This is a genomic window from Microbacterium sp. str. 'China' (assembly GCF_002993305.1).
Lineage (GTDB): Bacteria > Actinomycetota > Actinomycetes > Actinomycetales > Microbacteriaceae > Microbacterium > Microbacterium paraoxydans.
The window spans coordinates 2,609,796-2,635,609 of record NZ_CP027434.1; the positions used below are offsets into that span (position 1 = coordinate 2,609,796).

Genomic DNA, 25,814 nt, shown 5'->3' on the forward strand with positions numbered 1-25,814 from the left:
CCCTAGCGTCACTGTGTGCCCTGCACCGGGCCCCACCCCTCCAAGATCGAAGGATCCACAGTGAAGATCTCCCGAATCGCACGAATCGGCGCCATCGGCGCCGTCGCCGCTCTCGCCCTCGCCGGCTGTGCCGCGAACGAAGGCGGAGCCGGCGGCTCCAGCGAAGAGCCCTCGGAGTCCACGCTCTCCGGCACGATCGACGCGACCGGCGCGTCGTCGCAGACCGCAGCCCAGGAGGCCTGGGTCGCCGCCTTCCAGACGGCCAACCCCGATGTGACGGTCAACTACGAGCCCACCGGCTCGGGCACCGGCCGCGAGAACTTCCTCGAGGGCGGCAGCAACTTCATCGGCTCCGACCGCGCGTTCAACGACGAGGAGATCGCCGCCGGCGGCTTCGGCGCCTGCACCACCGACGACATCGTCGAGGTCCCCCTCTACATCTCCCCCGTCGCCGTCGCCTTCAACCTCGAGGGCATCGACACGCTGAACCTCGACGCCGCCACGATCGCGGGCATCTTCGCCGGCACGATCACCAACTGGAACGACGAGGCCATCGCCGCCCTGAACGACGGCGTCGAGCTCCCCGACCTGGCGATCTCGCCGGTGCACCGCTCCGACCCCTCGGGCACGCAGGAGACCTTCGCCAAGTACCTCAGCGCGACGGCCCCCGACGTCTGGACCTACGAGGTCTCCGACGAGTGGCCGATCCAGGGTGGCGAGGCCGCTCAGGGCACCTCGGGCGTGAAGCAGGCGCTCACCGCCGGCAACGGTGCGATCGGCTTCCTCGACGCCTCGCAGGCGGACGGCCTCGGCCAGGTCGCCGTGGGCGTCGGCGAGGACTTCGTCTCCTACTCGGCCGAGGCCGCCGCGAAGCTCGTCGAGGGCTCGCCGCTCGCCGAGGGCCGTGGTGAGGGCGACCTCGTCTTCGACGTCGACCCGGCCGCTGCTGCGGACGGCGCCTACCCGATCGCCCTGGTGAGCTACCTCATCGGCTGCGAGCAGTACGAGGACAGCAACGTCGCGGAGCTCGTGAAGGAGTACTTCACGTATGTCGCGAGCGCCGAGGGCCAGGACGCCGCTGCGGAGAACGCCGGCAGCGCCCCGATCTCGGACGGCCTGCGCGAGCAGGTCCAGGCCGCGATCGACCTCATCCAGGTCGGCTGATCCTGCCGATCCACTGACGACGGTGCCCCCGCGTCCCCGAGCGGGCGCGGGGGCTCCGCCAGGTCAGCACCCGATCCATCTCCACCCGGCCCGAAACAGGGAGATCATGAGCACGACCGCGCAGGAGCCGACAACGGCACCGGCACCGACACCGGCGCCGCCCACACCGATCAAGGCCAAGCAGCGCCTCGGCGACCGGGTCTTCTCCGGCACCGCGCTGGCGGCCGGCATCATCATCCTGATCGTGCTGGCGCTCGTCGCTGCCTTCCTCATCATCCAGAGCCTGCCGGCGTTCCAGCTCGACACCACCGACAACCACATCCTCCGGGGCGAGTCGTTCTGGGTGTACGTCTGGCCGCTCGTCTTCGGCACCCTCTGGGCCTCGTTCATCGCCCTGCTGATCGCCGCCCCCATCGCCATCGGCATCGCGCTCTTCATCTCGCACTACGCCCACCGGCGGCTGGCGTCGTTCCTCGGCTACATCATCGACCTGCTCGCCGCGGTGCCCTCCGTGGTGTTCGGCCTCTGGGGCGGCCTCGTGCTCGCCCCCATGCTCCAGCCGATCTACGTGTGGCTCAACGAGAACGCCTCGTGGGTGCCGTTCTTCGGCGGTCAGGTCTCCGCGACGGGCAAGACCATCCTCACCGCCGCCCTCGTCCTCGCCGTGATGTGCATCCCGATCATGACCGCCATCTGCCGCGAGGTCTTCCTGCAGACCCCCAAGCTCCACGAGGAGGCGGCCCTCGCCCTCGGCTCCACGCGCTGGGAGATGGTCCGCATGGCCGTCCTCCCCTTCGCCCGCGGCGGCATGGTGTCGGCGGCGATGCTCGCCCTCGGCCGCGCGCTCGGCGAGACGATGGCCGTGACGATGGTGCTCTCCCCCTCGGCGGTCGTCAGCTTCCTCGTGCTCACCGCCACCAACCCCACGCCGATCCCCGCGAACATCGCGCTCGCCTTCCCGGAGGCGCACGGCACCGGCGTGAACACGCTGATCGCGACCGGCCTCATCCTCTTCGTCGTGACCTTCGCGGTCAACGCGCTGGCGCGCTGGATCGTCGCCCGCCGCGCCGAGTTCTCGGGAGCGAACTGACATGACCGCCCTCACCAGCGCTCCGCCCGCCGCGAGCACCACCGCCCTCACCTCCGGCCGCCTGCCGAAGTGGGCTCCGTGGGCCCTCCTCGGCGTCTCGTTCGTCGTGTCCGCCGCCGTCTTCGGTGTCGCCGCCGCCGGCTCCGACACCCCGCTCGCGGACTTCAACATCGCGGGCACCGTCATCGTCGGCATCCTGCTCTACATGGTGATCATCACGGTGATCTCCTCCATCGCCGAGAGTCGCCGCAAGGCCGTCGACCGCCTGATGACGGCCCTCGTCGCCACGGCCTTCCTCATCGCCCTGCTGCCGCTGATATCGCTGCTGTGGACCGTGGTGGCGAACGGCCTCGAGCGCTTCGACGCCGAGTTCTTCACCTACTCGATGCGCAACGTCGTCGGTGACGGCGGCGGCATCGTGCACGCGATCTGGGGCACCGTCCTCATCACGCTCACGGCCACGATCATCTCGGTGCCGGTCGGTCTGATGACCTCGATCTACCTCGTCGAGTACGGCCGCGGCAAGATCGCCAAGGCCATCACGTTCTTCGTCGACGTGATGACGGGCATCCCCTCGATCGTCGCGGGTCTGTTCATCTACGCGGTGTTCGCCCTCCTGATCCGTCCCGGGATCTCGATGGGCTTCATGGGCGCGCTCGCCCTCGCCGTGCTGATGACCCCTGTCGTCGTGCGCGGCAGCGAGGAGCTGCTCCGGATCGTCCCGAACGAGCTGCGCGAGGCCTCCTACGCCCTGGGCGTGCCGAAGTGGCTCACGATCCTCAAGGTCGTCCTGCCCACCTCGATCGCCGGCATCATGACCTCGGTCATGCTCGCCATCTCCCGCGTGATCGGCGAGACCGCCCCGCTGCTGCTCACCGCCGGCTTCACGCAGAGCCTCAACACGAACATCTTCGACGGTCAGATGATGACCCTCCCGGTGTTCGCCTACAACCAGTACATGAACCAGGGCACGAGCCCGGACGCCGCCGTCGCGCGCGCCTGGGCCGCCGCCCTCACCCTCATCCTCATCGTCATGGTGCTGAACCTGCTCGCCCGCCTGATCGCGAAGCTGTTCGCCCCGAAGGTCAACGGCCGCTGAGCGCCCGACCACTCAGAATAGGAATCCACGTGTCCAAGAGCATCGAAGTCAACGACCTCAACGTCTACTACGGCAACTTCCTCGCGGTCGAAGGCGTCTCCCTCGACATCCAGCCGCGCAGCGTCACGGCCTTCATCGGCCCGTCGGGCTGCGGCAAGTCCACCTTCCTCCGCACCCTCAACCGCATGCACGAGGTGATCCCCGGCGCCCGCGTGGAGGGTGAGGTGCTGCTCGACGGCAAGGACCTCTACGGTGCCGGCGTGGACCCGGTGCTCGTGCGTCGCCAGGTCGGCATGGTGTTCCAGCGGCCGAACCCGTTCCCCACGATGTCGATCAAGGAGAACGTGCTCGCCGGTGTGAAGCTCAACAACAAGCGCATGTCGAAGAGCGAGCAGGACGACCTCGTCGAGAAGTCCCTCACCGGCGCGAACCTGTGGAACGAGGTCAAGGACCGCCTCGACCGCCCGGGTTCCGGGCTCTCGGGCGGCCAGCAGCAGCGTCTCTGCATCGCCCGCGCGATCGCCGTCTCCCCGGAGGTGCTGCTGATGGACGAGCCGTGCTCCGCCCTCGACCCCATCTCGACCTACGCGATCGAGGAGCTGATCGGCGAGCTCAAGAACGAGTTCACCATCGTGATCGTGACGCACAACATGCAGCAGGCGAGCCGGGTCTCCGACAAGACCGCGTTCTTCAACATCGCCGGCACCGGCAAGCCCGGCAAGCTCATCGAGTACGACGACACCACGAGCATCTTCACGACCCCGTCGGTGCAGGCCACCGAGGACTACGTCTCCGGCCGCTTCGGCTGACCCGCACCCTTTCGACCTTCGGGCCCGGACGCCTCGCGTCCGGGCCCGTTCTCGTCTCCGTCCGTCCCGCCGGAGGGCTCAGTCTCGCGGGGAGAGGAGGTAGGCGTTGAGGTCGTCCGTGAGGGCGGTGTCGACGGGGACCGGCGTGCCGTCGATCCCGGTGATGGCGGTCGCGAGACGCACGCTCGACACGAGCCATGCGGCGTCAGCCTGCGTCAGATCGGTGGCGGGGATGCGGTCGTACCCGACCTCGAAGCCCCGCGCGAGAAGGTGGTCGTAGACGCTGAGCTGCGTGGTGCCGTGCAGGATCCCGCCGTTCGGGGCCGGCGTCGTGAAGCGGTCGCCGAAGCGCAGGATGAGGGAGGCCGTCGGAGCCTCCAGCACGAAGCCGTCGCTCGACAGGAAGATCGCGTCGTCGGCTCCGCGGCGCTTGGCCTCGCGCAGGGCCGCCATGTTCACCGCGTAGGACAGCGTCTTGGCTCCGAGCAGCAGCCAGGGCGCCCGTTCCGCGGCGCCGAGGTCGTATCCGCGGTCGAGGGTGACGACCTTGACGCCGTTCCGCCGTACCGCGGCGAAGTCCGCCGCCGGAGCCGCCGTGACCCACGCGGTCGGCGTCGGCCCGTGCTCGACGCCGCGGCTGAGGATCAGCTTGATGACCGACTCCCCCGCGCCGAGCTCTGCTGCGGCCTGCTGGATCGCCTGCCGCCACTGCTCCTGGTTCGGCACCGGGAGGTCGCAGAGTCGCGCCGAGTGCGCAAGACGTTCCAGATGCGGGACGACCTCCTGCGCATGTCCGTCGATCACGCCGATGGACTCGAACACGCCATCGCCCCGTTGCGTGCTCAGCTCGCCGACGCTGAGGGCGGGGGCCGCGGCGTCCACCTGCGTGAACGTGTCGGCGTAGTCGGCACGCTGCTCGTCGGCGGCGACGGGATCGATCATGAGGGCGAAGCGACGGGTCATGTCACCGAGCCTAGGCCGCCGGGAATACCCACCGCGTCCTCGCGTTACACTGGAGTGGCCGGGCCGCATAACCCCGGGCTCCAATTTTCGCCGCTGCGAGCGGCCTTCCGCCGAGAGGCGTTCTTGCGGCCCGGTCTTTCTCTGTCCGGATGATGTCCCGCCCGCTCGGACTCAGGCCAGGGCGCCCGTGCGCCACAGGGCCGCCGACGCCGCGAGGTCCTGGGCATAGCTGCTCAGTCGCAGCGCCCGCGTGGTGAGTTCGCTGGCACGCGCGGGCTCCGTGGGCTCGTAGTCGTCGGCGGTGTGCGTCGCCCCCGAGGCCTGGACGCGGCAGAACGCCGCCGCGCGCTCCAGCGCCACGGCGAAGTCGCCGCGGAAGGCGCCGCGCAGGATCGTGTCGATGAGCGCGACGAGCTCGTCCGGGCTCGCCGGCACCGGCGCCCCGGCGACCACGGCGTCGGCCGACGGCAGCTCGACCCGGCCCCGGTCGTAGAGCAGGGCCGCGGTGCGCGGATCGCCGTGGATCGCGAGCTGGAGGACGTACAGCCGCCACAGCGACCCCGGGAGGGTGCGCGACGGCGCCTTCGACCACAGTTCCGCGATCTCGTCGATGCCGTGCTCGCTCGTGAAGGCGATCAGCCGCTCGACGCTCGCCCCGCTCTCGTCCTCACGGACGCGGGTCAGCAACGCGGAGGCGGTGGCGTGCGCGACGCGTGTCTCCTCGGCGGGATCATGGGCGCCGACGATGTTGTCGAAGGCGCTCGTCGGACGACGCACGGGGCGATGGTGCTGCTCGGGCATCCCTCCAGGGTACGCCCCGCCTCCCACGCTCAGGCCGTCGGGATGACGATCACCGGGTCGGTCGTGGGCAGCCCGGACGGCGATCCGCCCTCCTGCTCGACCGTCACCGCGATGGCGTCGCCGGCCTGCATCTCGCCCTCGAGGAGCGCGGTGGCCTCCCCGCCGTCGACATCGAACACGCCGGCGGCGATCGGGTCCTCCCCGCGCACGAACCACAGCTCGTACGTCTTGCCGTCCGCGACCTCGGGCAGCCCGTCCGTGACGAGCACGGCCTTGCCGACCGAGCCCGACCAGTGCGCGGTGGCCGTCGCGCCGTCGTCGAGCTCGACCGTCGCCTTCTGCGCGTCGCCCGCGGATTCGATCTCCTGCAGCGCGACGACACTCGCCGGGCGGTTCAACTGGTCGTTCAGCGCGACCGCACCGATGCCGACGCCCACCAGGAGCGCGAGACACGCGGCGAGCGCGAACGCGAGCCGGGTCCAGCGGCGAGCCGGGCCGGGAGAGGCGGCGCCGGAGGCGGGGCTCTCGTCCGCGGAGCCGTCGGGCTCGGAGGCGGATGCGGATGCGGAGCCCTGCGGAGTCTGGGCGATCTGCGCGAGCAGGGCCGCACGGATGCCGGCGGGTGGGGCGACCGGGGCCACGCCGTCCGCGAGAAGAGCGGCCGTATCGGCGTCGGCGTCGTCCTGCGCCGCCCACTCCGGGTGCTCGGCGAGGGCACGGCGGTACCGACGCTCGTCGTCCGCCGAGAGCGCGTGGAGTGCGGCACCTGCCGCGAGCTCCGTGAAGTCCTTCTCGTTCATGCCGTCACCCCCATCGCCGTGCGGAGCCGGGTCAGCCCGTCTCTCATCCGTGTCTTGATCGTGCCCAGCGGTGCTCCCACGAGCGCCGCGATCTCGTTCTGACTGTAACCGCCGTAGTAGGCGAGGACGAGCGCCTCCCGCTGCGCCTCCGGAAGCCCGGTCAGCGCCGCGACGACCCGCTCTCCTTCGATCCCCAGCTCGACCCGTTCCGCCACGCTGTCGTGCGCGACGCCGAGGTCCTTGAATCCCGCGCGCACGTCCCGGTCCGCACTCGACTGCGAAGCCCGCACCCGATCCACGGCCCGGCGATGCGCGATTGTCATCACCCAGGTTCGTCCCTGTCCCTTGTTCGGAGCGAACCGGGAAGCGGATTGCCAGATCTCGAGGAAGACCTCCTGCAGCACTTCCTCGCTCTGCGCGCGGTTCACGAGCACGCGGAGGATGAGACCGAAGACGCGGGAGGAGAGGGAGTCGTACAGAGCCGCGAAGGCAGCCTGATCACCGGAGGCGACGCGGACGAGGAGGTCGGCGACAGCATCCTGCGGCGCCGTCCCGTCCTCGGGGACGTCCATCCCATCGATGACCATCTCCATAAGCATGCCGTATCTCCTCCCTCTTCCCGTGCAGACGTCACCCGAATGTGAACGAATACACCTCGACGCCGGTGGGGACCTCGAGCGTGAACGTGCCCTTCGCGATGTCGTCCTGCTCGAGCAGCCCGTAGGAGCGTGGCGTCCCGTCGATCCGGATCGTCTGCGCGTTCCCGTCGGCGTCGGTGACCACCACCTCCCCCGACCCCGCGACGACCATGCGCACCTCAGCCGCCCGATACTGCAACCGGATCCGCGCGTCGTCAGCGGTCGGCGTCACATACTGGGTCTCCACCGTCCAGTCGCCGTCCAGGGCGAAGCTGTCGTCGGGCTGGTCGTCCGGGAAGCGGAAGCTGCCGTCTCCGCGACGGTACTCGTCGCCGCCGCCGTAGTTGACGTCCTTCGAGGAGCCGAGGAAGGTCTCCCGGGTCGTGGCTCCCACGTCCGGGGTCTCGTCCTTCACGTCCGTGGCGGCGGGGAGATCGACGTCGGGGTCGGCGTCCTGCAGCAGCTCCCGGATCATCGCCTCCGTCGCGGCGTAGTTGCCCTCGCCGAAGGAGATGTGGCGCACGGTCCCCTCCGCGTCGATGAGGTAGTGCGCGGGCCAGTAGCGGTTGCGGTAGTTGGTCCAGGTGGAGAGGGTGTTGTCGAGAGCGACGGGGTACTCGATGCCGAAGTCACGCGCGCCCGCCGAGACGTTCCCCGGATCCTTCTCGAACGCGTACTCGGGCGAGTGGATGCCGATCACCTGCAGTCCCGCGTCCCGGTAGGCCTCGTCCCAGGCCACGACGTGCGGGATGGAGCGCTGGCAGTTGATGCAGGAGTACGCCCAGAAGTCGATGAGGACCACCTGGCCGCGCAGGTCCTTCAGGTCGATCGCCTCCCCGTCCGGGGTGTTGAGCCACTGCTGGATCCCCTTGATGGAGGGCGCCGTCCCGCAGGACTCCAGCTCGGTCGCGCCGTTCGTGCACTTGTCGAGGTCCTTGTTCTCCTCGTTCACCAGGCCGCCGAGGTCGAGGGCGTCCTGCACCTGCTCGGAGTCGGCGATCTGCTCCTGCAGGGGCGCGGTGTAGTCCGGGAGCAGACGCTGCAGCGCCTGCGGCACGTTGAACACGAGACCAACGGCGAGGCCGATCATCGCCACGCCGGCGGCGATCCGGAGCGCCCGCTCCTTCGTCCGGAAGGCCCGGATGCGCTCGATGACACTGCGCCCCGCGAGCGCGAATACCAGCAGGGGCACCGCGACGCCGATCGCGAAGGAGACGGTGAGGAGCACGGTGCCCACGCCGATCTGCCCCGTGGAGCCGGCGACGATGATGGCCGCGAGGACCGGGCCCGCGCACGGGACGAACACGGCCCCGAGGGCGAGGCCGACGCCGAAGCCGTTGCCGCGGTTCTTCACCTCGCGCTGTCCGAAGCGCTGGAACGGCCGCTCCAGGATGTGCTGGAACCGCGGCACGATGAGTCCCACCCCAATGACGACCAGTACCGCGATGCCGACCCAGCGGATGATGTCCTGCGGCAGGTTCAGCAGGCCCAGCAGGAGCGAGCCGGCGAGCGTCACGAGCGTGAAGCTCAGCACGAGGCCGGCGATGACGAAGTAGGGGCGGCTGCGCTTCGCCGGCACCGCCTCCCCCTCGTAGGACGCCGACTGGGCACCGCCGGTGAGGAAGATCACCGGGAGCACGGGCAGGATGCACGGCGAGATGCCGGTGATGAGCCCGCCGAGCAGGCCGATGATGATCAGGTCCATGAGGTCCTCGTCTCTGTCGGGTGCTGTTCGCGCCGACCCCCCGCAGCGGATTGGATCGGATCCGATTTCGGAGAATCTCGAAATTCCTCCCATCCGATCCGGGGAGGCTTCCGAACAGCCCTCGACGCCACGGAGAGGCCGTGGCCGGAGTTTCGAAGGAGCTCGACATGTTCAGCACCAAGAAGAAGGTCACCGCAGCAGTCACCCTGGGTCTGGCGAGCGCATTCCTGCTCTCGGCATGTTCCATGGGCAGCGGAACGAGCACGGAGGAGTCGTCGGAGCCGACGACCCCGGAGTCGTCGGAGTCGACGCCGATGGAGATGGATCCCGCCGCGAACCTCGTCGGCCCCGGCTGCGAGGCCTACGCGGAAGAGGTCCCGGACGGCGCCGGTTCCATCCAGGGCATGTCCCAGGACCCGGTGGCGGTCGCCGCCTCGAACAACCCCATGCTGACGACGCTCGTGTCGGCGGTCAGCGGTGAGCTGAACCCCGACGTGAACCTCGTCGACACGCTCAACGGCGACGAGTTCACCGTGTTCGCCCCGGTCGACGACGCCTTCGCGAAGATCGACGCCGCGACCATCGAGACGCTGAAGACCGACAGCGACCTGCTGACCTCGATCCTCACGTACCACGTGGTCCCCGGCCAGATCGAGCCGTCCGACATCGAGGGCATGCACACCACCGTCCAGGGCGCCGACCTCGAGGTGACCGGCAGCGGTGACGAGTGGATGGTCAACGACGCCAACGTCATCTGCGGCGGCGTGCAGACCGCGAACGCGACCGTGTACCTCATCGACTCGGTCCTGATGCCCCCGGCTGAGTAAGCCAGGGATGGTGCCGGCGACCCGACCGGCACACGGCCTCCCCTGTTGTCAGGAGGGACACGGGGCAGGTGAAGGGGCCGTCGGCGGCTGTGGCGCCGACGGCCCCTCGTCGTGCGCCCCCTAGACTGGGAGCACGGGCCTCTAGCTCAGTTGGCAGAGCATCGGACTTTTAATCCGCGGGTCGTGGGTTCGAGCCCCACGGGGCCCACCGCATCCTCAGTCGTCGCCGCCGGCGTTCCCGGCGAGCAGGTCGTCGCGGATCCCGGCGACGCCGTCCGGCAGCGTCTCGCCGTGCATCACGAAGTCCGGGGCCTCGGGGCTCCCCCCGATGCCGCAGACGGCGACGTTGTCCTGACCGTCGATCGTCTCCGGGACGGCCACGAACCACACCGCCGACTCTCCCAGCCACTCCGTGGTCGCCATGTCGGCGAAGAACGTCGCATCCGGCGAGATCGAGCGGATCTTCTCGGTGCAGAGAGAGACGAGCTGCCCCTTCGCGAAGGCGCCGGCAGCCGGCGGCGCGGACGTCTCCGTGGGCGTCGGCGCCGTGGTCGGGACGGGCGAGGACGACGGCGTCTCCGAGGGGGTGGAGGTCACGGTCGGTGTCGGCTCCGGAGCCGGCGTGCAGCCGGCGAGGACGACCAGCACCGGCAGGAGGAGGAGAGCAGGGCGGAGGCGCATGTCTGGATCGTATCGAGTCGCCGATGCCATTCCCGCCAGCGCGGCCGCTCTGTATCACCGTCGTCCGCGGCTGGCCACCCCCTGGCGACGCCCGGAGCCCTGCGAGAGGGTCGAGGAGTCCCCGGAACAGGGCGACTTCCTACCGAAAGGACGGACCATGACTCTCACCGGAAACCGCGTGGCATTCCTGGCGACGGACGGCTTCGAGGACAGCGAGCTCACGAGCCCCTGGGAGGCGGTGACGACGGAGGGCGCGAGCGCCACACTCATCGCCCCGGACGGAGCAGCGATCACCGGGAAGAACGGCCACGAACAGGCCGTCGACCTGAAGGCCGCGGACGCCAGCGCCGACCAGTTCGACGCGCTCGTGCTGCCCGGCGGCGTGGTGAACGCGGATCACCTCCGGATGGATCACGCCTCCATCGACCTGGCACGTGCGTTCTTCGAGCAGCACAAGCCGGTGGGCGTCATCTGCCACGGCGCCTGGATCCTCATCGAGGCCGGCGTCGTCGACGGCCGGACGATCACGAGCTACCCGAGCCTGAAGACCGATCTCCGCAATGCCGGCGCGAGCTGGGTGGACGAGGAGGTCGTGGTCGACGAGGGGCTCGTGTCGAGCCGCACCCCCGATGACCTCCCGGCGTTCAACGCCAAGCTGGTCGAGGAGATCGGCGAGGGCAAGCACGCGGGACAGACCGCCTGACCATCAGCTCACGCGCGCCCGATGGCGCCGCACGGCCGCCCGGTTCGCGCACCTCACGGAGCAGAACCGCTGGCGGCCGTTGCGCGTCACGTCCGCGACGACGTTGGTGCACGGCGGCGCGTCGCAGCGCCCGAGTCGGTTCATCCCCCGGGTCACGAGGTGCAGCGCCGTGCCGAGGTTGATGATCGCGCGCAGCACGAAGGGCAGCGAGCGCACGTCGTCCCGGTAGTGCAGGTGCCAGCCCTCGTCATCGTGATTGGTGAGCCGCGGATAGGCGCCCGCGGTGGCGAGCTGATCGTTGAGCAGGGCGGCCCGCGCATCGGGGTCCGGTTCATCCACGATGGCCAGCCAGTCGTCGATCACGGCGCGCACCTGCGCGTGGTCGTCGGGGGCCGGCGGAAACGTCTGCGTCATCCCCAGCGCGAGCGCGCGTTCCTCGATCCCCGCGCGGTCCTCCGGCCAGTCGTTCGCGAGGGAGGCGGCGAGGAGCACCGCATACTCCCCGTAAGGGTTGAGATGCATAAGACCATTACATCACGCTGGTCCCATGGCCTCCTCCGACACCCTCCCGATCCCCCGTCTCACCTCCCCCGACGACACCCACGAGCACGCCTGGCTCGTGGAGTCGCGCCATCCCACGAGCGAGGGCGTCGTGCTGTACGTCCGGTGCCCGGACTGCGATTCTCGTCGGGTGGACCTCGCCCCGCATGCCCAGATGCCGCCGACCGCGCTGAGCCGGGCCGTGGTCACGCCGTCAGCGCGATGAGCTTCCGCACCGTGCGCAGGTTGCGCGCCGTGCCGGGAACCCCGAGCGCCCGGTCGAGCACGGCTTTCGAGAGCTTCGTCGTGTGCACCCCGCCGGGGGCGTAGTCGATCCACAGATCGTGTCCGACCAGGGCGAGGCGCTCCCCCGGCATCAGGCGCTCGTGCAGAGCCTCGAGAGCCCCGGGGGCGGGCTCACCCTCGAGGAACATCGCGTGCACGAGCTTCAGCTCCCCCTCCGGGAAGGGCTGGGCCGCTTCGGACTCGGCGAGCTCGGCGTGCGTGCGATGGATGACCGGAGTGTCGACACCGAACTCCGCCGCGATGAGCGCCCGGACCGTCGCGCAGGCCGCCGCGGGTTCTCGCGGCGTCGCGCAGAGGATGTTGCCGCTCGCGATGTAGGTGGAGACGTCCCCCAGGTCGGTCTCGGCGGCGAGCAGCTCGCGCAGCCGCATCATCGGCACACTGTTGCGTCCGCTGACGTTGACCGCGCGGAGGAGGAGGACGCTGCGACTCACGTCTCCGCGCTCTCCAGCAGTTCGGCACCGGCGTGTGCAAGCTCGGCGAGAGCAGCGGCACTGGGTTCGGGGGCGACCCCGGCGATCAGGTCGGTGAGCACACGGACGTGGACGCCGTGGGCGATCGCGTCGAGCGCAGAAGCCCGGACGCAGTGGTCCGTGGCGATGCCGACGACATCGGCCGTCACGACGCCGGCCGCACTCAGCACCGCGGCGACCGTCGCACCGTCGTCGGTCACCCCCTCGAACATCGAGTAGGCCGGGCGGCCCTGGCCCTTGCGCACGTGGTGGGTGACGCGGTCGGTCACGAGCAACGGATCATACTCGGCTCCGGCCATGCCGGCGACGCAATGCACGGGCCAGGAGTCGGTGTAGTCCGGGGTCGTGGAGAAGTGGCCGCCGTTGTCGCCGTCGGCATCGTGCCAGTCCCGGGAGGCCACGATCACCTCGTAGTCGTCGGCGTGGGAGGAGAGGTAGGCGGAGACGGCGGCGGCCACCGCGTCACCGCCCGGAACCGCGAGGGCACCACCCTCGGTGAAGTCGTTCTGCACATCGACGATGAGAAGCGCTCTGCTCATGCTCTGAGAGTACGCCCCGCGGCCGGGCCCGGAGACGAGGAAACCCCCGGGACCACGAGGGTTCCGGGGGTTTTCCTGAGCCGCTTGTCAGAATCGAACTGACGACCTTTTCATTACGAGTGAAATGCTCTGCCGACTGAGCTAAAGCGGCGTGCGACGCGTGAGCGGCGCGATCACCGATATTACCCTGTCTCGCGCTCACTCGCGAATCGAGGCGCGATCACTCGCAGCGCAGGCCGTCTTCCGGCACCACGCCTTCGAGGAGGAAGGCCTCCACCGCCTCGTCCACGCAGACGTTGCCCTTGTTGTAACCGGTGTGGCCCTCGCCCACGCGGGTGATGAGGACGCCCTCGGAGAGCTGATCGGCGAGCGACTCCGACCACTCGTACGGGGTCGCGGGATCGTTGGTCGTGCCGACGACGACGATGGGCCCCGCGCCTTCCGCGGTGATCTTCTCGCGGGTCCCGGTGGGCGGATACGGCCACACCTCGCACGGGTCCGGTCCGGACCAGTACGGGGCGATGGTCGGCGCCCCCTCCGCGATCTTCTTCTCGGTGGCCGCCTCGGCGGCAGGGTCGTCCTCGACCGGGTAGTCCATGCAGTTGTACGCGCGGAACGCCTCGGTCGAGTTGTCGATGTAGGTGCCGTTCTCCCGACCGTTGTAGAAGTCGGCGAGGCGGAAGGCCGTCGACGGGTCGCCCTGCAGCGCCTCGTCCAGGGCCTGGGTGAGGATCTCCCAGCTGTCCTCCGAGTACAGCGCCGCGATGATCGCCGTCATCAGGGCGTCGGCGCCCATGAGGCGGCCGTCCCCGTTCTTCAACGGCGTGCGGTCCGCGCTCGCCAGGAGCGCGCCGAGATCGGCCATCGCCTCATCGACCGTGCCGTTGAAGGGGCACGAGCCGGAGTCGAGGCAGTTCTGCATGTACGCCCGCAGCGCCGACTCGAAGCCGAGTGCCTGCGTGGCACCGACCTCGAGGCCGGGGACGGAGGGATCGATCGCCCCGTCGAGCACGAGCCGCCCGGCCTTCTCCGGGTAGAGCTTGGCGTAGGTCGCGCCCAGGAACGTGCCGTACGAGTACCCGAGGTAGTTGAGCTCCTTGTCGCCCAGGACGGCACGGAGGAGGTCCATGTCGCGGGCGGCGTTCACCGTCGTGATGTACGGGAGGATGCCCCCGCTGTTGGCGTCGCACGCCTCGCCGAAGGCGCGGGCTGAGTCGAGCAGTTCGGCCTCCCACTCCGGGGTGCCCCGCGACGCCGAGGGGATGCCGTAGAGATACTCGTCCATCTCCTTCGCGTCGTAGCAGGTGACGGCGGTGGAGGCGCCGACCCCGCGCGGGTCGAAGCCGATGACGTCGTAGTTCTCGATGAGCGCCGGACCCACCGCGTAGTCGAGGCTGCTCTGGATGAGGTCGACGCCGCTGGAACCGGGGCCACCGGGGTTCGTGAGCAGCGAGCCGATCGCCTCGCCCTCGGCGCGATGCCGCACGACGGCGAGCTCGATCTCTCCCGCTCCGGGGTCTTCCCAGTCGAGCGGCGCGGTGACGGTCGTGCAGTCGAAGCCTGGCCCGCAGTCGGTCCAGTCCAGCCCCTGGGAGTAGAACGGCAGCAGATCTTCCGCGACACCCTCGGTGTCCGGGGTCTTCTCCACGGCCGGCTTCGAGGACTGCTCCGGGATCATGGCGTAGAGGCATCCGGAGAGCGCGACCGAGGCGGCAGCCAGGCCGGCGACGATGGCCGCGGTGCGACGGAGGCGGGACAGGGATCGAGTCTTCACGGTTTCCTCCCGCTCGTGACGGTCACGAGCAAACTCTCGAGTGCGAGCAGCGGGGCGACGTTGCGCTCCAGCGCCTCACGGGTCTCGGCCAGGTGGTCGAGCACGACGAGCGTACGCTCCACGCTCCAGGCGCCGGCGAGGCCGGCCAGCTCGGGGCGCAGTTCGCGGTTGATGAGGTCGTCGCCGCGACCGTACTGCAGCATCGCCACATCGCGGAAGAGCGACTGCAGGTCGGTGAGGACCCGGTCGATGCCGTCCCGCAGACTCCGCGTCGCCCGCTTCTTCTGGTCGTCCTCCAGCGCGGACACCTGGGCTCGCAGCGCCGGAGGCACCGCCTGCCCCTCGGCGACCCCGACGGTGCGCAGGAGAGCGGCACGTTCCGCTGCGTCCCGCTCGGCGGTGAGCGCCTTGGCGTCCTCCGTCGCCGCCTGGATGATGCGGCCGGCGACCTCGACGGCGTCATTGACTCCGCGCACCCCGATCACGGCGCGGAGTGTCTCGTCGCGGCGGCGACGTGCGGAATCGTCGGTGGCGAGACGCTGGGCCATGCCGATGTGACGCTGCGCGTGTCGGGCGGCCTGCTCGGCGACCGCCTCGTCCACTCCCGTGCGGAGACTGATGAGGCGGGACACGTCCGCCACGTCGGGTTCGCGAAGCCGGAGCGACCGCACGCGCGACCGGATCGTGGGGAGGAGGTCGGCCTCGCTGGGCGCACAGAGGATCCAGACGGTCTGCTCCGGCGGCTCCTCCAGCGCCTTGAGCAGCACGTTCGAGGTGCGCTCCACCATCCGGTCGGCATCTTCGACGACGATGACCCGATAGCGGCCGGCGGACGGGGCGAAGTAGGAGCGCTCGACGAGGGCGCGCGCTTCGGCGATGGTGATGATCACCTTGTCGGTGCGGAGCGCGGTCACGTCGGGGTGGGTACCGGCGAGGACCTGCCGCATCGTGGCCTCGTCGTCCGGCCCCTCGGCGATGAGCGCGGCGGCGAAGGCGTAGGCGAGGGTCGAGCGTCCGGAGCCCGGAGGGCCCGTGATCAGCCAGGCGTGCGAGAGCGCGGCGGGATCGGACGCGGCGGCGCGCAGCGTCTCGACGGCGGCCTCCTGCCCCCAGACGTCGGCCCAGGGAAAAGGCGGGGCGAGGGTCGAGGGCATGCACTCAGCCTAATCGCGACCGCCGACGCTCCCACCACCCGCCGGTGGACCGGGCATCCCGTCGGACGAGGCCTTCTCTGTGGAGGATCAGTCGAACAGTGCGGAGACGCGGGCGCGGATGCGATCAGCGATGTGCTCGGGCGACGCCGCAGCGTCGATCACGAGGAACCGAGCGGGCTCCGCGCGGGCCAGTTCGAGATAGGCGTCGCGCACACGGGCGTGGAAGGCCTCCTTCTCGGCCTCCAGCCGGTCGAACGGCTTGTCGGCCGAGTCGAGGCGCGTGCGCGCCGTGGCCGGATCGAGATCGAGGAGCACGGTGAGGTCCGGAAGAGCCCCTTCCGCGGCCCACAGCGACAGATCGCGGATCTCCGTGGCGTCGAGGACGCGTCCGGCGCCTTGATATGCCACCGAGGAGTCGAGGTAGCGGTCCTGCAGCACGATCTCGCCGCGAGCGAGCGCGGGTCGGACGACCGTGGCGACGTGGTGTGCACGGTCAGCGGCGTAGAGCAGCGCCTCCGCACGCGGGGCGATGTCGCCGCGATGGTGGAGCACGATGTCGCGGATGAGCTGCCCGACCTCGGAACCACCCGGCTCCCGGGTGCGCACGACCGTCCGACCGCTCTGCTCCAGCCACGTGGCCAGGAGGTTCGACTGGGTGGTCTTCCCGGACCCGTCCCCGCCCTCCAGCGTGATCCAGAGGCCCGGGCCTGCGGTCACGAGTCCGCCTTCTCTGCGGCCTTCGCCGCCGCGTTCGCGGCCCGGGTCGCCGCCGCCTTCTTGGCCGCCGCCGAGCGGGCCGCCGAGGTGGTCGACGTCTTCGCCGCCGTGGACTTCTTCGCGGTGGAGGCCTTCGCCGGGGCCTTCTTCGCCGGTGCCTTCTTGGCGGGAGCCTTCTTGGCGGGAGCCTTCTTGGCCGGAGCCTTCTTCGCCGCTCCGCGCTTGGGCGCCGGACCCTTCGCGCGCTTGTCCGCGAGCATCTGCACGGCGATCTCGAACGTGATGTCGTCCGGGGTCTGTCCGCGCGGGATGGTGACGTTCGTCTCGCCGTCGGTGACGTACGGTCCGAAGCGGCCGTCGCGCACGCGGATGGGCTTACCGCTCACCGGGTCGGCCTCGAACTCGGCCAGCGCGCTCGACGCCCGCCGGGCGCCGTACTTGGGCTGCTGGTAGATCTCCAGCGCCTGTTCCAGCGTGACGTCGAAGATCTGCGACTCGCTCTCCAGCGACCGGGAGTCGGCGCCCTTCTTCAGGTAGGGACCGAAGCGGCCGTTCTGCGCGGTGATCTCGTCCCCCGTCTCCGGGTCGACGCCGACCACGCGCGGCAGGCTCAGCAGCTGCAGCGCGGTGTCGAGATCGATCGTGTCCACCGACATCGAGCGGAACAGCGAGGCGGTGCGGGGCTTGGGCGCCGCTTCCTTCTTCGCGCCGCGCTTCCCCTTCGCGCTGGGTGCCTGAGCCTGCCGAAGGTCGACGACCTCACCGGTGGCCTCGTCGACGACGGCATCGTCGGAGACCGGATCGTTCTCCTGCACGTAGGGACCGAAGCGTCCGTCCTTGACGACGACGACCTTGCCGTTCTCCGGGTTCACCCCGAGGACGCGGTCGCCGGCGACCGGCGCATCGATCAGCTCCTGGGCCTTCTCCGCCGTGAGCTCGTCAGGCGCGAGATCTTCGGGGACGTTGACGATCCGCGGCTTGGCCTCCGGATCCTTCGGGTCCGTCACCTCGAGGTAGGGGCCGTACTTGCCGAACCGGAGGGTCGCGGTGTCGGTGATCCGCGTCGAGTTCAGCGCCCGGGCGTCGATCTCCCCGAGGTTGTCGACGACCTGGCGAAGACCCACGTGCGAGTCGGAGCCGAAGTAGAACGACTTCAGCCATTCCACGCGGTTCTGCTCGCCGCGTGCGATGGTGTCGAGGTCGTCCTCGAGCGCCGCGGTGAAGTCGTAGTCGACGAGCTCGGCGAAGTGCTCTTCGAGCAGACGCACCACGCTGAACGCGAGCCACGTCGGAACGAGGGCCTGTCCGCGCTTGACCGCGTACCCGCGATCGAGGATGGTCTCCGGGATCGTGGCGAAGGTCGACGGACGGCCGATGCCCTTCTCCTCGAGCACCTTCACCAGCGAGGCCTCGGTGTAGCGCGGCTTCGGCGTGGTGCGGTGCCCCTTCGCCTCCGCGGCGGACACCGCCAGCTCATCGCCGACGGAGACTGCGGGCAGGGACTGGTTCTCCGCGGCGTCGGCATCGCTGCGCTTCTCGTCGCGGCCCTCTTCGTAGGCCTCGAGGAAGCCCTTGAACGTGTAGACCGTACCGGAGGCGGTGAACTCCGCCGTCTGGCCGTCCGCCTCGACCGCGATGGTGACGGTCGTCGTCTCGTACTTGGCGTCCGACATCTGGCTCGCGACGGTGCGCTTCCAGATCAGGTCGTACAGCCGCTGCTCCTCGCGGTCGAGCTCGCCGGACAGCGAGGACGGCGTGCGGAAGTTCTCCCCCGAGGGGCGGATCGCCTCGTGCGCCTCCTGCGCGTTCTTGCTCTTCGACTTGTAGACGCGCGGCTTGAGGGGCACCGCGTCGTCGCCGTAGAGAGCCACGGCCTGACTCCGGGCCGCCTGCACCGCCTGGGTGCTCAGCGCCGTGGAGTCGGTACGCATATAGGTGATGTACCCCTTCTCGTAGAGGCGCTGGGCGACGCTCATCGCCTGCTTCGCGCTCATCGAGAGTTTGCGGCCCGCCTCCTGCTGCATGGTGGAGGTCGTGAAGGGCGCGTAGGGGCTGCGGGTTCCCGGCTTGGCCTCGACCTTGGTGACGGTTCCCGCCCCTGCGGCGTCGACGGCGCGCGCAAGGGCTGCCGCCTTCGCCTCGTCGAGGACCACGACCGCCTTCTTGAGCTTCCCGGTGTCGTCGAAGTCGGAGCCTCGGGCGAGCTGGCCGCCGTCCACGCGCACCAGGCGGATGCGGAAGGACGTGCCGGTCGCGGCCGCGTCGGCATCGACGTCCCAGTACTCCGCAGAGACGAACGCCATGCGCTCACGCTCGCGGTCGACGATCAGGCGGGTCGCGGCGGACTGCACCCGGCCGGCCGAGATCCCGGTCTTGACCTTGTACCAGAGCACGGGCGAGACATCCCACCCGTAGAGGCGGTCGAGGATGCGCCGGGTCTCCTGCGCGTCGACGAGGGCGTGGTCGAGTTCACGGGTGTTGCCGACGGCGGCCTGGATCGCGTCCTTGGTGATCTCGTGGAAGACCATGCGCTTGACCGGCACCTTGGGCTTGAGCGTCTCCAGCAGGTGCCAGGCGATCGCCTCGCCCTCGCGGTCCTCATCAGTGGCGAGCAGGACCTCATCGGCGTGCTTGAGCGCGCGCTTGAGCTCGGCGACCGTCTTGGTCTTGCGGTCCGAGACCACGTAGTAGGGGTCGAAACCGTTGTCGATGTCGATGGAGTACTTGCCGTACGCCTTCTTGTCCTCGGCCGGGATGTCCTTCTTGTCGGCGAGATCGCGGATGTGCCCGACGGAGCTGAGCACCTCGTAGCCGTCGCCGAGGTATCCCTGAATAGACCGCATCTTCGTCGGGGACTCGACGATGACGAGCTTCTTGCCTTCAGCCAAGGGGCGTCCTTTCTTCGAAGCACACCATACACACCGCTATCAGGGGTCGTTCACAGCGGGCGAGGGGTAGAGCCGCCGTCATGGTTCCTCGGGTGGCCCGGCACGAGCGCGGGAGACGGCAGCGAGTCCAGCGTACGCCGCCTCCACGGACACGGTCGCCACATACCCTTCCAGCGAACAGCTCATCAGGGCCGCCCCGCCCGCCGCGGCGACCCTGGCGGCCAACGCACAAGGCTCGTCGGCCGTCGGCACCGCGCCGCTCGCGGCATCCGCGGCGGCGAGCGCGGCGGCGTCGGCGGCGCCCGCCGCACGCTGTGCTGTGACCGCCGCACCGCCCACCGCCGCAAGACCGACGGACAGCGTGGCGCTCACCACGAGGAGCGCGGCCGCCAGCGCCGAGCCCGCCATCATCGGCCCCCGTCCAGCGCACAGCTCGAGGCGCGCAGCGGGACGCTGATGACCGCTCCGAAGGCGACCCGGAGCGTCGCCGTGGCGCACACGAGGTCGCCCGCAGGGGCGAACGAGGCACCGGCGCCCGGGATCGCCTCGTGGACGACCCGGGCTGCCGCCGCCGGGTCCTCGCCGCGGCCGAGCAGCCGTGCGGCGTCGGCGGCCGCATCCTGCAGCGCAACCTGCCTCGACGCCGCCACGAGAGCACCCGCCCCGAGCAGCAGCACCAGCACGATGGCCGGTAGCGCCAGGGCGAGCTCCGCCGCGACGGCGCCACGGTCACCCCGCCACCGCCGGTGTGCCGGGGTCGCATCGGCATCGGGTACGCCGCCCGTCATGAGACGGTCAGAGCTCGACGCACGAGGCCGGTGAGGATTCCCCGCACCTCGTCCGAGCGCATGATCGCCACGAGCAGACCGGCGAAGGCGACCGCGGCCATGGTGGTGATGGCGTACTCGGCGGTCGCTGCGCCGGTGTCGTCTCCGAAGAGAGCCCGGGCGCGGCGCCGGTCCAGGGTGGGCAGGGTGTCGTTCATCTTCATACCTCTTTTCTTTGGGTGATCACGGAAGGGTCAAGTCGGCAGGGGCGTGGAGGCGAGCACACTGAGCAGGAGGGGCGCCACACCGAGCAGGAGGAACGCAGGCAGCGTGCAGACGCCGAGCGGAAGCAGCAGCCGCGTGGAGAGGCGCGCGGCGCGAAGACGCCCCTGGACCCTCGCACGATGCCGGTCCTGTGCCGCCGCCGCGCGCAGCAGCTCCACGGCGGGGACGCCGGCTGCACGGGAGAGCTCGAGCACCTGGCCGACGCGGTCGCGCTCGGCGGGATCGACGACTCCGGTCTCGGTGACGAGCGCGACGGCGCGGTCGATCGGTGCACCACCCGTGAGCGCGACCGCGACGAGCTCCGCCGTCATGCCCGGCGTCCCCGACTCGGGACGCGCACGGCGCAGTAGTCGTCTCGTCCACAGTCGGGCGATCACGACCAGCAGGAGGCCGGCGACGACGCACGCACCCCCGAGGGGGTTACCGATGATCGCGCCCAGGGTGTCGAAGCCCAGCGCCACGCCGAGCAGCAGGCCGGCCAGCGGCATCCAGAGCAGCAGTCGCGCCGTGCCCGCCGGCTCGGCCAGGGCCACCCGGACGTCGTCCGCCGCCGACGCGGCATCGCGCAGCGCCTCGGCGATGGTGCGGAGCACGTCGGCCAGCGGCGCTCCCACCGTCGTGGCGACCTCCCACGCCGCCGCCAGCTCCGTCCACATGCCACCCTGCGCCTCGATCGCCGCGACCAGGGGCACCCCCTCATCCGTTCGTTCCAGCACCGCCGTCGCGGACGGGTCTCCTGTGCCCGCGAGATGCCGCCAGGCGACGAGGGGGATCGCCCCGGCCTGCAGGAGCACCGCGAGCGTCTGGACGGAATCGGCGACATGCGGACCGGCCGCCGACGCCGGACGCGGCACACGGAGCGTCACCACGGCTCGACCTCCTCGATCGCCAGACGGTCGCCTGCGAGCACGAGACGACCGGCCTTCGCGATGCGTCGCGCCCCGGCCGAGGTGCGCTCCAGGTGCAGCACGATGGTGAAGGCGCTCACCGCCTGACGCGCGAGGGCCACCGCATCCATGCCGGCGAGCGCGCCCAGGGCCTCCAAGCGCGCGGGCACGTCCGCCAGACCGCTGGCGTGCAGGGTGCCCGCACCGCCGTCGTGCCCGGTGTTGAGCGCGGTGAGCAGCTCGCGCACCTCCTCCCCTCGGCACTCGCCCACCACCAGACGGTCGGGCCGCATGCGCAGGGACTCCCGCACCAATCGCGCCAGATCGATCTCCCCGGCGCCTTCGAGATTGGCCTGGCGAGCCTCCAGAGCCACATGGTGCGGGTGCCGGGGCCTCAGCTCCGCGACGTCTTCGATGGTGACGATGCGCTCATCGGGCGCGACCTCCGACAGCAGAGCCGACAGCAGCGTCGTCTTGCCGGAGCCCGTTCCCCCGGTGAGCAGGAGGTTCGCCCGGTCGCGGACGAGCGAGCCGAGCCAGCGCCTCTGCCGCGCATCGAAGGCCCCGCGCGCCGCGAGCGCATCGAGGTCGGCCGCGTGCACGCGAGGGACGCGGATCGACACGGCTGTGCCCAATGCCGACACCGGAGCCAAGGCGGCGTGCACCCTGACGCCGGAGCCGAGCCGCACATCGACGCACGGCGTCTGATCGTCGAGGTGTCGCCCTCCGATCGCGACGAGCGCCACGGCGAGCTCGCGGACCTCGCGTTCCGTGGCCCGCCAGTCCGGCACGCGTTCCGCCCCGCTCCCTCTATCCACGAACAGCGCGTCCGCGCCGTTCAGGAACACGTCCGTCACCTCGTCGTCGACGAACGGCGCGAGCGGGGCGAACGCCGGCTCACTCCGGAGCGCCTCCTGCGGAGCGCGCGATGCGGCACGAGTCCCGGAAGGGCGAGGGCGGATGACGAATCGATCAGGCATACGGCGAAGGTAGGCCGCGGCTGTGCGCGACGACCGCGCGGGGCACATGTTCCGTCGGACCCTGTGCACAACCAGACGCCACCCGCGGCGGTGCAGGAGCCGGCCGCGGCGGACGAGGAGGCGGGAGCGCTCCCATGAGAAAGGGCGGCACCTCACGGGGGGAATGAGATGCCGCCCACGGCGGCTCTCGATCCGGGGGAATCGGGCACGCCAAGGCCGGAATGAGATTTCGGCTGTCGTCGAGTGTACGCAAGGCGACCGTCCTGACAAAACCCACTCGACTACCGACTTTCGGCAGTATTCGAGGGTCAGGGGCGGGGATAGATTCACCCTGACCTGGTCGCACTCCCCCTGCGGCCATGCCTGCACGACCCGAACGCCGCAAAGGAGCGCCTGCCGATGAGCAGTCAGATCGATCACCTTCTCGACGAGACCCGGCGCTTCGCGCCGTCGGAGGAGTTCGCCGCCCAATCCGTCGCCTCGCAGGAGCTCTACGAGCGCGCCGCCGCGGACCGCGAGGGCTTCTGGGCCGACCAGTCGCGCGAGCTCGTCCACTGGCACAAGCCCTTCACGCAGGTCCTCGACTGGAGCAATCCGCCCTTCGCCAAGTGGTTCGACGACGGAGAGCTCAACGTGGCGTACAACTGCCTCGACCGGCACGTCGAGGCCGGCAACGGCGACCGCGTCGCACTCTTCTGGGAGGGTGAGCCCGGCGACAGCCGCCGCATCACCTATGCCGAGCTGACGGACGAGGTCAAGCGCGTCGCGAACGTGCTCGACGAGCTCGGCATCGGTCAGGGCGACCGCGTCGCGATCTACCTGCCGATGATCCCCGAGGCGATCGCCGCGATGCTCGCCGTGGCGCGCGTCGGCGCCATCCACTCGGTCGTCTTCGGTGGTTTCAGCGCGGACAGCCTCCGCTCCCGGATCGACGACGCCGGCGCCAAGCTCGTCATCACGGCGGACGGCGGGTACCGCAAGGGCCGTGTCTCCGCGCTGAAGCCCGCCGTCGACCAGGCGCTGGCCGACCGCGGCGAGGGCGAGCAGCAGACCGTCGAGCACGTGCTCGTCGTCAAGCGCGGCGAGAACGAGGTGGAGTGGACCGAGGGCCGTGACCTGTGGTGGCACGACGTCGTCCCCGCCGCCTCCTCCGACCACACCGCCCAGGCGTTCCCCGCCGAGAACCCCCTCTTCATCCTGTACACCTCGGGCACGACGGGGAAGCCGAAGGGCATCCTGCACACCTCCGGCGGCTACCTCACCCAGGCGGCGTACTCGCACAAGAACGTCTTCGACCTGAAGCCGGAGACCGACGTCTACTGGTGCACCGCCGACATCGGCTGGATCACCGGACACAGCTACGTCACCTACGGACCGCTGGCGAACGGCGCCACCCAGGTGCTGTACGAGGGCACCCCCGACACTCCGCACCCCGGCCGCTGGTGGGAGCTCATCGAGAAGTACAAGGTCTCGATCTTCTACACGGCCCCGACCGCGATCCGCTCCTTCATGAAGATCGGTCGGAGCGTCCCGCAGAAGTTCGACCTGTCGTCGCTGCGGGTGCTCGGATCGGTGGGCGAGCCCATCAACCCGGAGGCCTGGATGTGGTACCGCGAGGTGATCGGCGCCGGCAAGACCCCGATCGTCGACACCTGGTGGCAGACCGAGACCGGGGCGATCATGGTGTCGGCGCTCCCCGGCATCACCGCCACGAAGCCCGGCTCGGCGCAGGTGCCCCTGCCCGGCATCTCGATCGATGTGGTCGATGAACAGGGCGTCGAGGTCGGCAACGGCAACGGCGGCCTCCTCGTGATCACCGAACCCTGGCCGAGCATGCTGCGTGGCATCTGGGGCGACCCGGAGCGTTTCCGCGAGACGTACTGGGAGAAGTTCGAGAAGCAGGGCTACTACTTCGCCGGCGACGGGGCCCGCCTCGACGAGGACGGCGACCTGTGGCTGCTCGGCCGGGTCGACGACGTCATGAACGTCTCCGGCCACCGGCTGTCGACCGCGGAGATTGAATCCTCCCTCGTCGCGCACGAGGCCACGGCGGAAGCCGCCGTCGTCGGCGCCTCGGACGAGACGACTGGTCAGGCGGTCGTCGCGTTCGTGATCATCAAGGAGAGCTACCTCTCGGCGCACGACCCGGCGGGACTCGCCCAGCAGCTGCGGCTCTGGGTGGGCGAGCAGATCGGCGCGATCGCCCGTCCGCGCGACGTCTACATCGTCGGCGAGCTGCCGAAGACCCGTTCCGGCAAGATCATGCGGCGTCTGCTCCGCGACGTGGCCGAGGGTCGCGAGGTCGGCGACACGACGACGCTCGCCGACACCGCCGTGATGAGCATCATCTCCGCCCAGGTCAAGTAACGCGAGACCCCGGGTTCACGTCGAGACCCCCTGCTGCAGGCGTCTGCAACAGGGGGTCTCGGCGCGTACCCGGGGTCTCGGCGAGCCGGGGCACGGGAACTATGCGAGGCGGAACGTGACCTCGACCTCGACGGGGCTGCCGAGCGGGAGCTCCGCGACGCCGACCGCGGCGCGGGCGTGCCGGCCCTCCTCGCCGAAGATCTCGCCGAGCACCTCGCTCGCGCCGTTGATGACGGCGGGCTGTCCTGTGAAGCCCTCCGCCGAGCCGACGAACCCGCCGACGCGGACCACACCGGCGATCCGATCGACACCGCCTGCGACATCGGCAGCCGCAGCGAGCGCGTTCAGGGCGCAGGTCCGGGCGAACGCCTTGGCGTCCTCCGCAGAGACCTCCGCACCGACCTTGCCGGTCGCCGGGAGGGCACCGTCGACGAACGGGAGCTGGCCAGACGTGTAGACGAGGCCACCGTGCACGACGGCCGGCACGTAGGCGGCGACCGGAGCGGCGACGGCGGGAAGCTCGATACCGAGCTCGGAGAGTCGGGCGGCGACACTCATGCCTGGCCCCCTTCGAACTGGCGGGAGGCTTCGGCGGCGGCGGCGAGCCCGGCGTTGGCCGAGCCGTCCGTGGTCACCGGGCGCTTGAAGTAGGCGACCAGACCGCCTTCGGGGCCCTGCACCACCTGCACGAGCTCCCAGCCCTGCTTGCCCCAGTTGTTGAGGATGGCCGCGGTGTTGTGGATCAGCAGCGGCGTGGTGAGGTACTCCCACGTGGTCATGGCACTCCTGTCGATCAGGGCGCGTCCAGGGCAGACCGGGCCGCGCTCGTCAAAGCGGGTATTCAGGGAACTCCCCTA

At 70.2% G+C, this 25,814-nt stretch carries 28 protein-coding genes and 2 tRNA genes; 9 read left to right on the top strand and 21 right to left on the bottom strand.

Annotated features, from left to right (window positions below; translation table 11 throughout):
• The first annotated feature begins 60 nt into the window (after positions 1 to 60).
• The 4 genes from C6C15_RS12600 (at position 61) to pstB (ending at position 4,162) form a co-directional block, all read left to right on the top strand.
• Positions 61 to 1,164, top strand: a complete 1,104-nt coding sequence (locus C6C15_RS12600; RefSeq protein WP_060923074.1) for a phosphate ABC transporter substrate-binding protein PstS — start codon at positions 61 to 63, stop codon at positions 1,162 to 1,164.
• A 106-nt stretch (positions 1,165 to 1,270) separates the two neighbouring features.
• Positions 1,271 to 2,254 (top strand): phosphate ABC transporter permease subunit PstC, encoded by a 984-nt coding sequence (pstC, locus tag C6C15_RS12605; RefSeq protein ID WP_060923075.1) that lies wholly within the window; start codon positions 1,271 to 1,273, stop codon positions 2,252 to 2,254.
• Position 2,255: 1 nt separating this feature from the next.
• Positions 2,256 to 3,353 (top strand): phosphate ABC transporter permease PstA, encoded by a 1,098-nt coding sequence (gene pstA, locus C6C15_RS12610; RefSeq protein WP_060923076.1) that lies wholly within the window; start codon positions 2,256 to 2,258, stop codon positions 3,351 to 3,353.
• A 29-nt stretch (positions 3,354 to 3,382) separates the two neighbouring features.
• Complete coding sequence (gene pstB / locus C6C15_RS12615) at positions 3,383 to 4,162, top strand: phosphate ABC transporter ATP-binding protein PstB (protein WP_025104291.1); 780 nt, start codon at positions 3,383 to 3,385, stop codon at positions 4,160 to 4,162.
• A 78-nt stretch (positions 4,163 to 4,240) separates the two neighbouring features.
• On the opposite strand, the gene C6C15_RS12620 is transcribed toward pstB, so the two are convergent.
• The 5 genes from C6C15_RS12620 to C6C15_RS12640 form a co-directional block, all read right to left on the bottom strand.
• Positions 4,241 to 5,125, bottom strand: coding sequence for an aminodeoxychorismate lyase (locus C6C15_RS12620; RefSeq protein WP_105950268.1), 885 nt, complete (start codon positions 5,123 to 5,125; stop codon positions 4,241 to 4,243).
• Positions 5,126 to 5,296: 171 nt separating this feature from the next.
• Positions 5,297 to 5,926, bottom strand: a complete 630-nt coding sequence (locus C6C15_RS12625; RefSeq protein ID WP_060923078.1) for a hypothetical protein — start codon at positions 5,924 to 5,926, stop codon at positions 5,297 to 5,299.
• Between the two features lie 29 nt (positions 5,927 to 5,955).
• The gene (locus tag C6C15_RS12630) at positions 5,956 to 6,726 is read right to left on the bottom strand and encodes an anti-sigma factor (RefSeq protein ID WP_083370905.1); all 771 of its coding nucleotides are present in this window, start codon (positions 6,724 to 6,726) and stop codon (positions 5,956 to 5,958) included.
• Complete coding sequence (gene sigK / locus C6C15_RS12635; RefSeq protein ID WP_174521451.1) at positions 6,723 to 7,325, bottom strand: ECF RNA polymerase sigma factor SigK; 603 nt, start codon at positions 7,323 to 7,325, stop codon at positions 6,723 to 6,725. Before sigK ends, C6C15_RS12630 begins: the two co-directional genes overlap by 4 nt.
• A gap of 31 nt (positions 7,326 to 7,356) precedes the next feature.
• Positions 7,357 to 9,069 carry a cytochrome c biogenesis protein DipZ gene (locus C6C15_RS12640; RefSeq protein WP_060922991.1) on the bottom strand — a complete coding sequence of 571 codons (1,713 nt, stop codon included), beginning with the start codon at positions 9,067 to 9,069 and terminating at the stop codon, positions 7,357 to 7,359.
• Positions 9,070 to 9,236: 167 nt separating this feature from the next.
• Here C6C15_RS12640 and C6C15_RS12645 point away from each other — a divergent pair, with 167 nt between their 5' ends.
• Positions 9,237 to 9,896: a fasciclin domain-containing protein gene (locus C6C15_RS12645; RefSeq protein WP_105950821.1), complete on the top strand. Its 660-nt coding sequence runs from the start codon at positions 9,237 to 9,239 to the stop codon at positions 9,894 to 9,896.
• A 135-nt stretch (positions 9,897 to 10,031) separates the two neighbouring features.
• Positions 10,032 to 10,104: transfer RNA gene (locus C6C15_RS12650), tRNA-Lys, on the top strand.
• An 8-nt stretch (positions 10,105 to 10,112) separates the two neighbouring features.
• Here C6C15_RS12650 and C6C15_RS12655 read toward each other — a convergent pair.
• Positions 10,113 to 10,577 (bottom strand): hypothetical protein, encoded by a 465-nt coding sequence (locus tag C6C15_RS12655; RefSeq protein WP_105950269.1) that lies wholly within the window; start codon positions 10,575 to 10,577, stop codon positions 10,113 to 10,115.
• Positions 10,578 to 10,734: 157 nt separating this feature from the next.
• On the opposite strand from C6C15_RS12655, the gene C6C15_RS12660 reads away from it, so the two are divergent.
• On the top strand, positions 10,735 to 11,280 hold the full coding sequence (locus C6C15_RS12660; protein WP_060922993.1) for a type 1 glutamine amidotransferase domain-containing protein: 546 nt from the start codon (positions 10,735 to 10,737) through the stop codon (positions 11,278 to 11,280).
• A gap of 3 nt (positions 11,281 to 11,283) precedes the next feature.
• Here C6C15_RS12660 and C6C15_RS12665 read toward each other — a convergent pair whose 3' ends face one another.
• The gene (locus C6C15_RS12665; RefSeq protein WP_105950270.1) at positions 11,284 to 11,802 is read right to left on the bottom strand and encodes a CGNR zinc finger domain-containing protein; all 519 of its coding nucleotides are present in this window, start codon (positions 11,800 to 11,802) and stop codon (positions 11,284 to 11,286) included.
• A gap of 25 nt (positions 11,803 to 11,827) precedes the next feature.
• Here C6C15_RS12665 and C6C15_RS12670 point away from each other — a divergent pair, with 25 nt between their 5' ends.
• Positions 11,828 to 12,046: a hypothetical protein gene (locus C6C15_RS12670; protein WP_105950271.1), complete on the top strand. Its 219-nt coding sequence runs from the start codon at positions 11,828 to 11,830 to the stop codon at positions 12,044 to 12,046.
• Here C6C15_RS12670 and C6C15_RS12675 read toward each other — a convergent pair.
• The 12 genes from C6C15_RS12675 to C6C15_RS12730 all read right to left on the bottom strand — a co-directional run bounded on the left by C6C15_RS12675 (position 12,027) and on the right by C6C15_RS12730 (position 22,590).
• Positions 12,027 to 12,560, bottom strand: a complete 534-nt coding sequence (locus tag C6C15_RS12675; protein WP_105950272.1) for a DUF1697 domain-containing protein — start codon at positions 12,558 to 12,560, stop codon at positions 12,027 to 12,029. The two genes, C6C15_RS12670 and C6C15_RS12675, sit on opposite strands and share 20 nt — an antisense overlap.
• Complete coding sequence (locus tag C6C15_RS12680; RefSeq protein ID WP_105950273.1) at positions 12,557 to 13,138, bottom strand: isochorismatase family protein; 582 nt, start codon at positions 13,136 to 13,138, stop codon at positions 12,557 to 12,559. The genes C6C15_RS12675 and C6C15_RS12680 overlap by 4 nt, the downstream gene beginning before the upstream one ends.
• A 78-nt stretch (positions 13,139 to 13,216) precedes the next feature.
• Positions 13,217 to 13,289, bottom strand: a tRNA-Thr gene (locus tag C6C15_RS12685).
• Between the two features lie 69 nt (positions 13,290 to 13,358).
• Positions 13,359 to 14,912: an alpha/beta hydrolase gene (locus C6C15_RS12690; protein WP_199787655.1), complete on the bottom strand. Its 1,554-nt coding sequence runs from the start codon at positions 14,910 to 14,912 to the stop codon at positions 13,359 to 13,361.
• On the bottom strand, positions 14,909 to 16,066 hold the full coding sequence (locus C6C15_RS12695) for a DNA polymerase III subunit delta' (protein ID WP_105950274.1): 1,158 nt from the start codon (positions 16,064 to 16,066) through the stop codon (positions 14,909 to 14,911). The genes C6C15_RS12690 and C6C15_RS12695 overlap by 4 nt, the downstream gene beginning before the upstream one ends.
• Positions 16,067 to 16,153: 87 nt before the next feature.
• Entirely contained in the window at positions 16,154 to 16,783 is a 630-nt protein-coding gene (gene tmk, locus C6C15_RS12700) for a dTMP kinase (RefSeq protein WP_105950275.1), read from the bottom strand.
• Positions 16,780 to 19,671 carry a type I DNA topoisomerase gene (topA, locus tag C6C15_RS12705; RefSeq protein ID WP_105950276.1) on the bottom strand — a complete coding sequence of 964 codons (2,892 nt, stop codon included), beginning with the start codon at positions 19,669 to 19,671 and terminating at the stop codon, positions 16,780 to 16,782. The genes tmk and topA overlap by 4 nt, the downstream gene beginning before the upstream one ends.
• Before the next feature lie 78 nt (positions 19,672 to 19,749).
• Positions 19,750 to 20,082, bottom strand: coding sequence for an Rv3654c family TadE-like protein (locus C6C15_RS12710; protein ID WP_306663911.1), 333 nt, complete (start codon positions 20,080 to 20,082; stop codon positions 19,750 to 19,752).
• Complete coding sequence (locus tag C6C15_RS12715; RefSeq protein ID WP_234024147.1) at positions 20,079 to 20,459, bottom strand: TadE family type IV pilus minor pilin; 381 nt, start codon at positions 20,457 to 20,459, stop codon at positions 20,079 to 20,081. Before C6C15_RS12715 ends, C6C15_RS12710 begins: the two co-directional genes overlap by 4 nt.
• Complete coding sequence (locus C6C15_RS12720) at positions 20,456 to 20,662, bottom strand: DUF4244 domain-containing protein (RefSeq protein ID WP_105950277.1); 207 nt, start codon at positions 20,660 to 20,662, stop codon at positions 20,456 to 20,458. The genes C6C15_RS12715 and C6C15_RS12720 overlap by 4 nt, the downstream gene beginning before the upstream one ends.
• A gap of 30 nt (positions 20,663 to 20,692) precedes the next feature.
• Complete coding sequence (locus C6C15_RS12725) at positions 20,693 to 21,592, bottom strand: type II secretion system F family protein (protein WP_105950278.1); 900 nt, start codon at positions 21,590 to 21,592, stop codon at positions 20,693 to 20,695.
• Positions 21,586 to 22,590 (bottom strand): TadA family conjugal transfer-associated ATPase, encoded by a 1,005-nt coding sequence (locus C6C15_RS12730; RefSeq protein ID WP_105950824.1) that lies wholly within the window; start codon positions 22,588 to 22,590, stop codon positions 21,586 to 21,588. The genes C6C15_RS12725 and C6C15_RS12730 overlap by 7 nt, the downstream gene beginning before the upstream one ends.
• Before the next feature lie 399 nt (positions 22,591 to 22,989).
• On the opposite strand from C6C15_RS12730, the gene acs reads away from it, so the two are divergent.
• Positions 22,990 to 24,957, top strand: coding sequence for an acetate--CoA ligase (gene acs, locus C6C15_RS12735; protein WP_105950279.1), 1,968 nt, complete (start codon positions 22,990 to 22,992; stop codon positions 24,955 to 24,957).
• Positions 24,958 to 25,056: 99 nt separating this feature from the next.
• Here the strand turns inward: acs and C6C15_RS12740 are convergent, their stop codons facing one another.
• Together C6C15_RS12740 and C6C15_RS12745 are read right to left on the bottom strand one after the other, a co-directional pair.
• Positions 25,057 to 25,515 carry a RidA family protein gene (locus tag C6C15_RS12740; protein ID WP_105950280.1) on the bottom strand — a complete coding sequence of 153 codons (459 nt, stop codon included), beginning with the start codon at positions 25,513 to 25,515 and terminating at the stop codon, positions 25,057 to 25,059.
• A complete protein-coding gene (locus C6C15_RS12745; RefSeq protein WP_060921874.1) occupies positions 25,512 to 25,736 on the bottom strand; it encodes a hypothetical protein in 225 nt (74 codons plus the stop codon). Before C6C15_RS12745 ends, C6C15_RS12740 begins: the two co-directional genes overlap by 4 nt.
• Positions 25,737 to 25,814: the final 78 nt, after the last annotated feature.

What these genes read in the sequence shown, in the direction of transcription:
- pstC (WP_060923075.1), top strand. Translation starts at nt 1,271, where the DNA reads ATGAGCACGACCGCGCAGGAGCCGACAACGGCACCGGCACCGACACCG.
- pstA (WP_060923076.1), top strand. Translation starts at nt 2,256, where the DNA reads ATGACCGCCCTCACCAGCGCTCCGCCCGCCGCGAGCACCACCGCCCTC.
- C6C15_RS12620 (WP_105950268.1), bottom strand. Translation starts at nt 5,125, where the DNA reads ATGACCCGTCGCTTCGCCCTCATGATCGATCCCGTCGCCGCCGACGAG.
- C6C15_RS12625 (WP_060923078.1), bottom strand. Translation starts at nt 5,926, where the DNA reads ATGCCCGAGCAGCACCATCGCCCCGTGCGTCGTCCGACGAGCGCCTTC.
- C6C15_RS12630 (WP_083370905.1), bottom strand. Translation starts at nt 6,726, where the DNA reads ATGAACGAGAAGGACTTCACGGAGCTCGCGGCAGGTGCCGCACTCCAC.
- sigK (WP_174521451.1), bottom strand. Translation starts at nt 7,325, where the DNA reads ATGCTTATGGAGATGGTCATCGATGGGATGGACGTCCCCGAGGACGGG.
- C6C15_RS12640 (WP_060922991.1), bottom strand. Translation starts at nt 9,069, where the DNA reads ATGGACCTGATCATCATCGGCCTGCTCGGCGGGCTCATCACCGGCATC.
- C6C15_RS12645 (WP_105950821.1), top strand. Translation starts at nt 9,237, where the DNA reads ATGTTCAGCACCAAGAAGAAGGTCACCGCAGCAGTCACCCTGGGTCTG.
- C6C15_RS12655 (WP_105950269.1), bottom strand. Translation starts at nt 10,577, where the DNA reads ATGCGCCTCCGCCCTGCTCTCCTCCTCCTGCCGGTGCTGGTCGTCCTC.
- C6C15_RS12660 (WP_060922993.1), top strand. Translation starts at nt 10,735, where the DNA reads ATGACTCTCACCGGAAACCGCGTGGCATTCCTGGCGACGGACGGCTTC.
- C6C15_RS12665 (WP_105950270.1), bottom strand. Translation starts at nt 11,802, where the DNA reads ATGCATCTCAACCCTTACGGGGAGTATGCGGTGCTCCTCGCCGCCTCC.
- C6C15_RS12670 (WP_105950271.1), top strand. Translation starts at nt 11,828, where the DNA reads ATGGCCTCCTCCGACACCCTCCCGATCCCCCGTCTCACCTCCCCCGAC.
- C6C15_RS12680 (WP_105950273.1), bottom strand. Translation starts at nt 13,138, where the DNA reads ATGAGCAGAGCGCTTCTCATCGTCGATGTGCAGAACGACTTCACCGAG.
- C6C15_RS12695 (WP_105950274.1), bottom strand. Translation starts at nt 16,066, where the DNA reads ATGCCCTCGACCCTCGCCCCGCCTTTTCCCTGGGCCGACGTCTGGGGG.
- C6C15_RS12710 (WP_306663911.1), bottom strand. Translation starts at nt 20,082, where the DNA reads ATGATGGCGGGCTCGGCGCTGGCGGCCGCGCTCCTCGTGGTGAGCGCC.
- C6C15_RS12715 (WP_234024147.1), bottom strand. Translation starts at nt 20,459, where the DNA reads ATGACGGGCGGCGTACCCGATGCCGATGCGACCCCGGCACACCGGCGG.
- C6C15_RS12720 (WP_105950277.1), bottom strand. Translation starts at nt 20,662, where the DNA reads ATGAAGATGAACGACACCCTGCCCACCCTGGACCGGCGCCGCGCCCGG.
- C6C15_RS12730 (WP_105950824.1), bottom strand. Translation starts at nt 22,590, where the DNA reads ATGCCTGATCGATTCGTCATCCGCCCTCGCCCTTCCGGGACTCGTGCC.
- acs (WP_105950279.1), top strand. Translation starts at nt 22,990, where the DNA reads ATGAGCAGTCAGATCGATCACCTTCTCGACGAGACCCGGCGCTTCGCG.
- C6C15_RS12740 (WP_105950280.1), bottom strand. Translation starts at nt 25,515, where the DNA reads ATGAGTGTCGCCGCCCGACTCTCCGAGCTCGGTATCGAGCTTCCCGCC.
- C6C15_RS12745 (WP_060921874.1), bottom strand. Translation starts at nt 25,736, where the DNA reads ATGACCACGTGGGAGTACCTCACCACGCCGCTGCTGATCCACAACACC.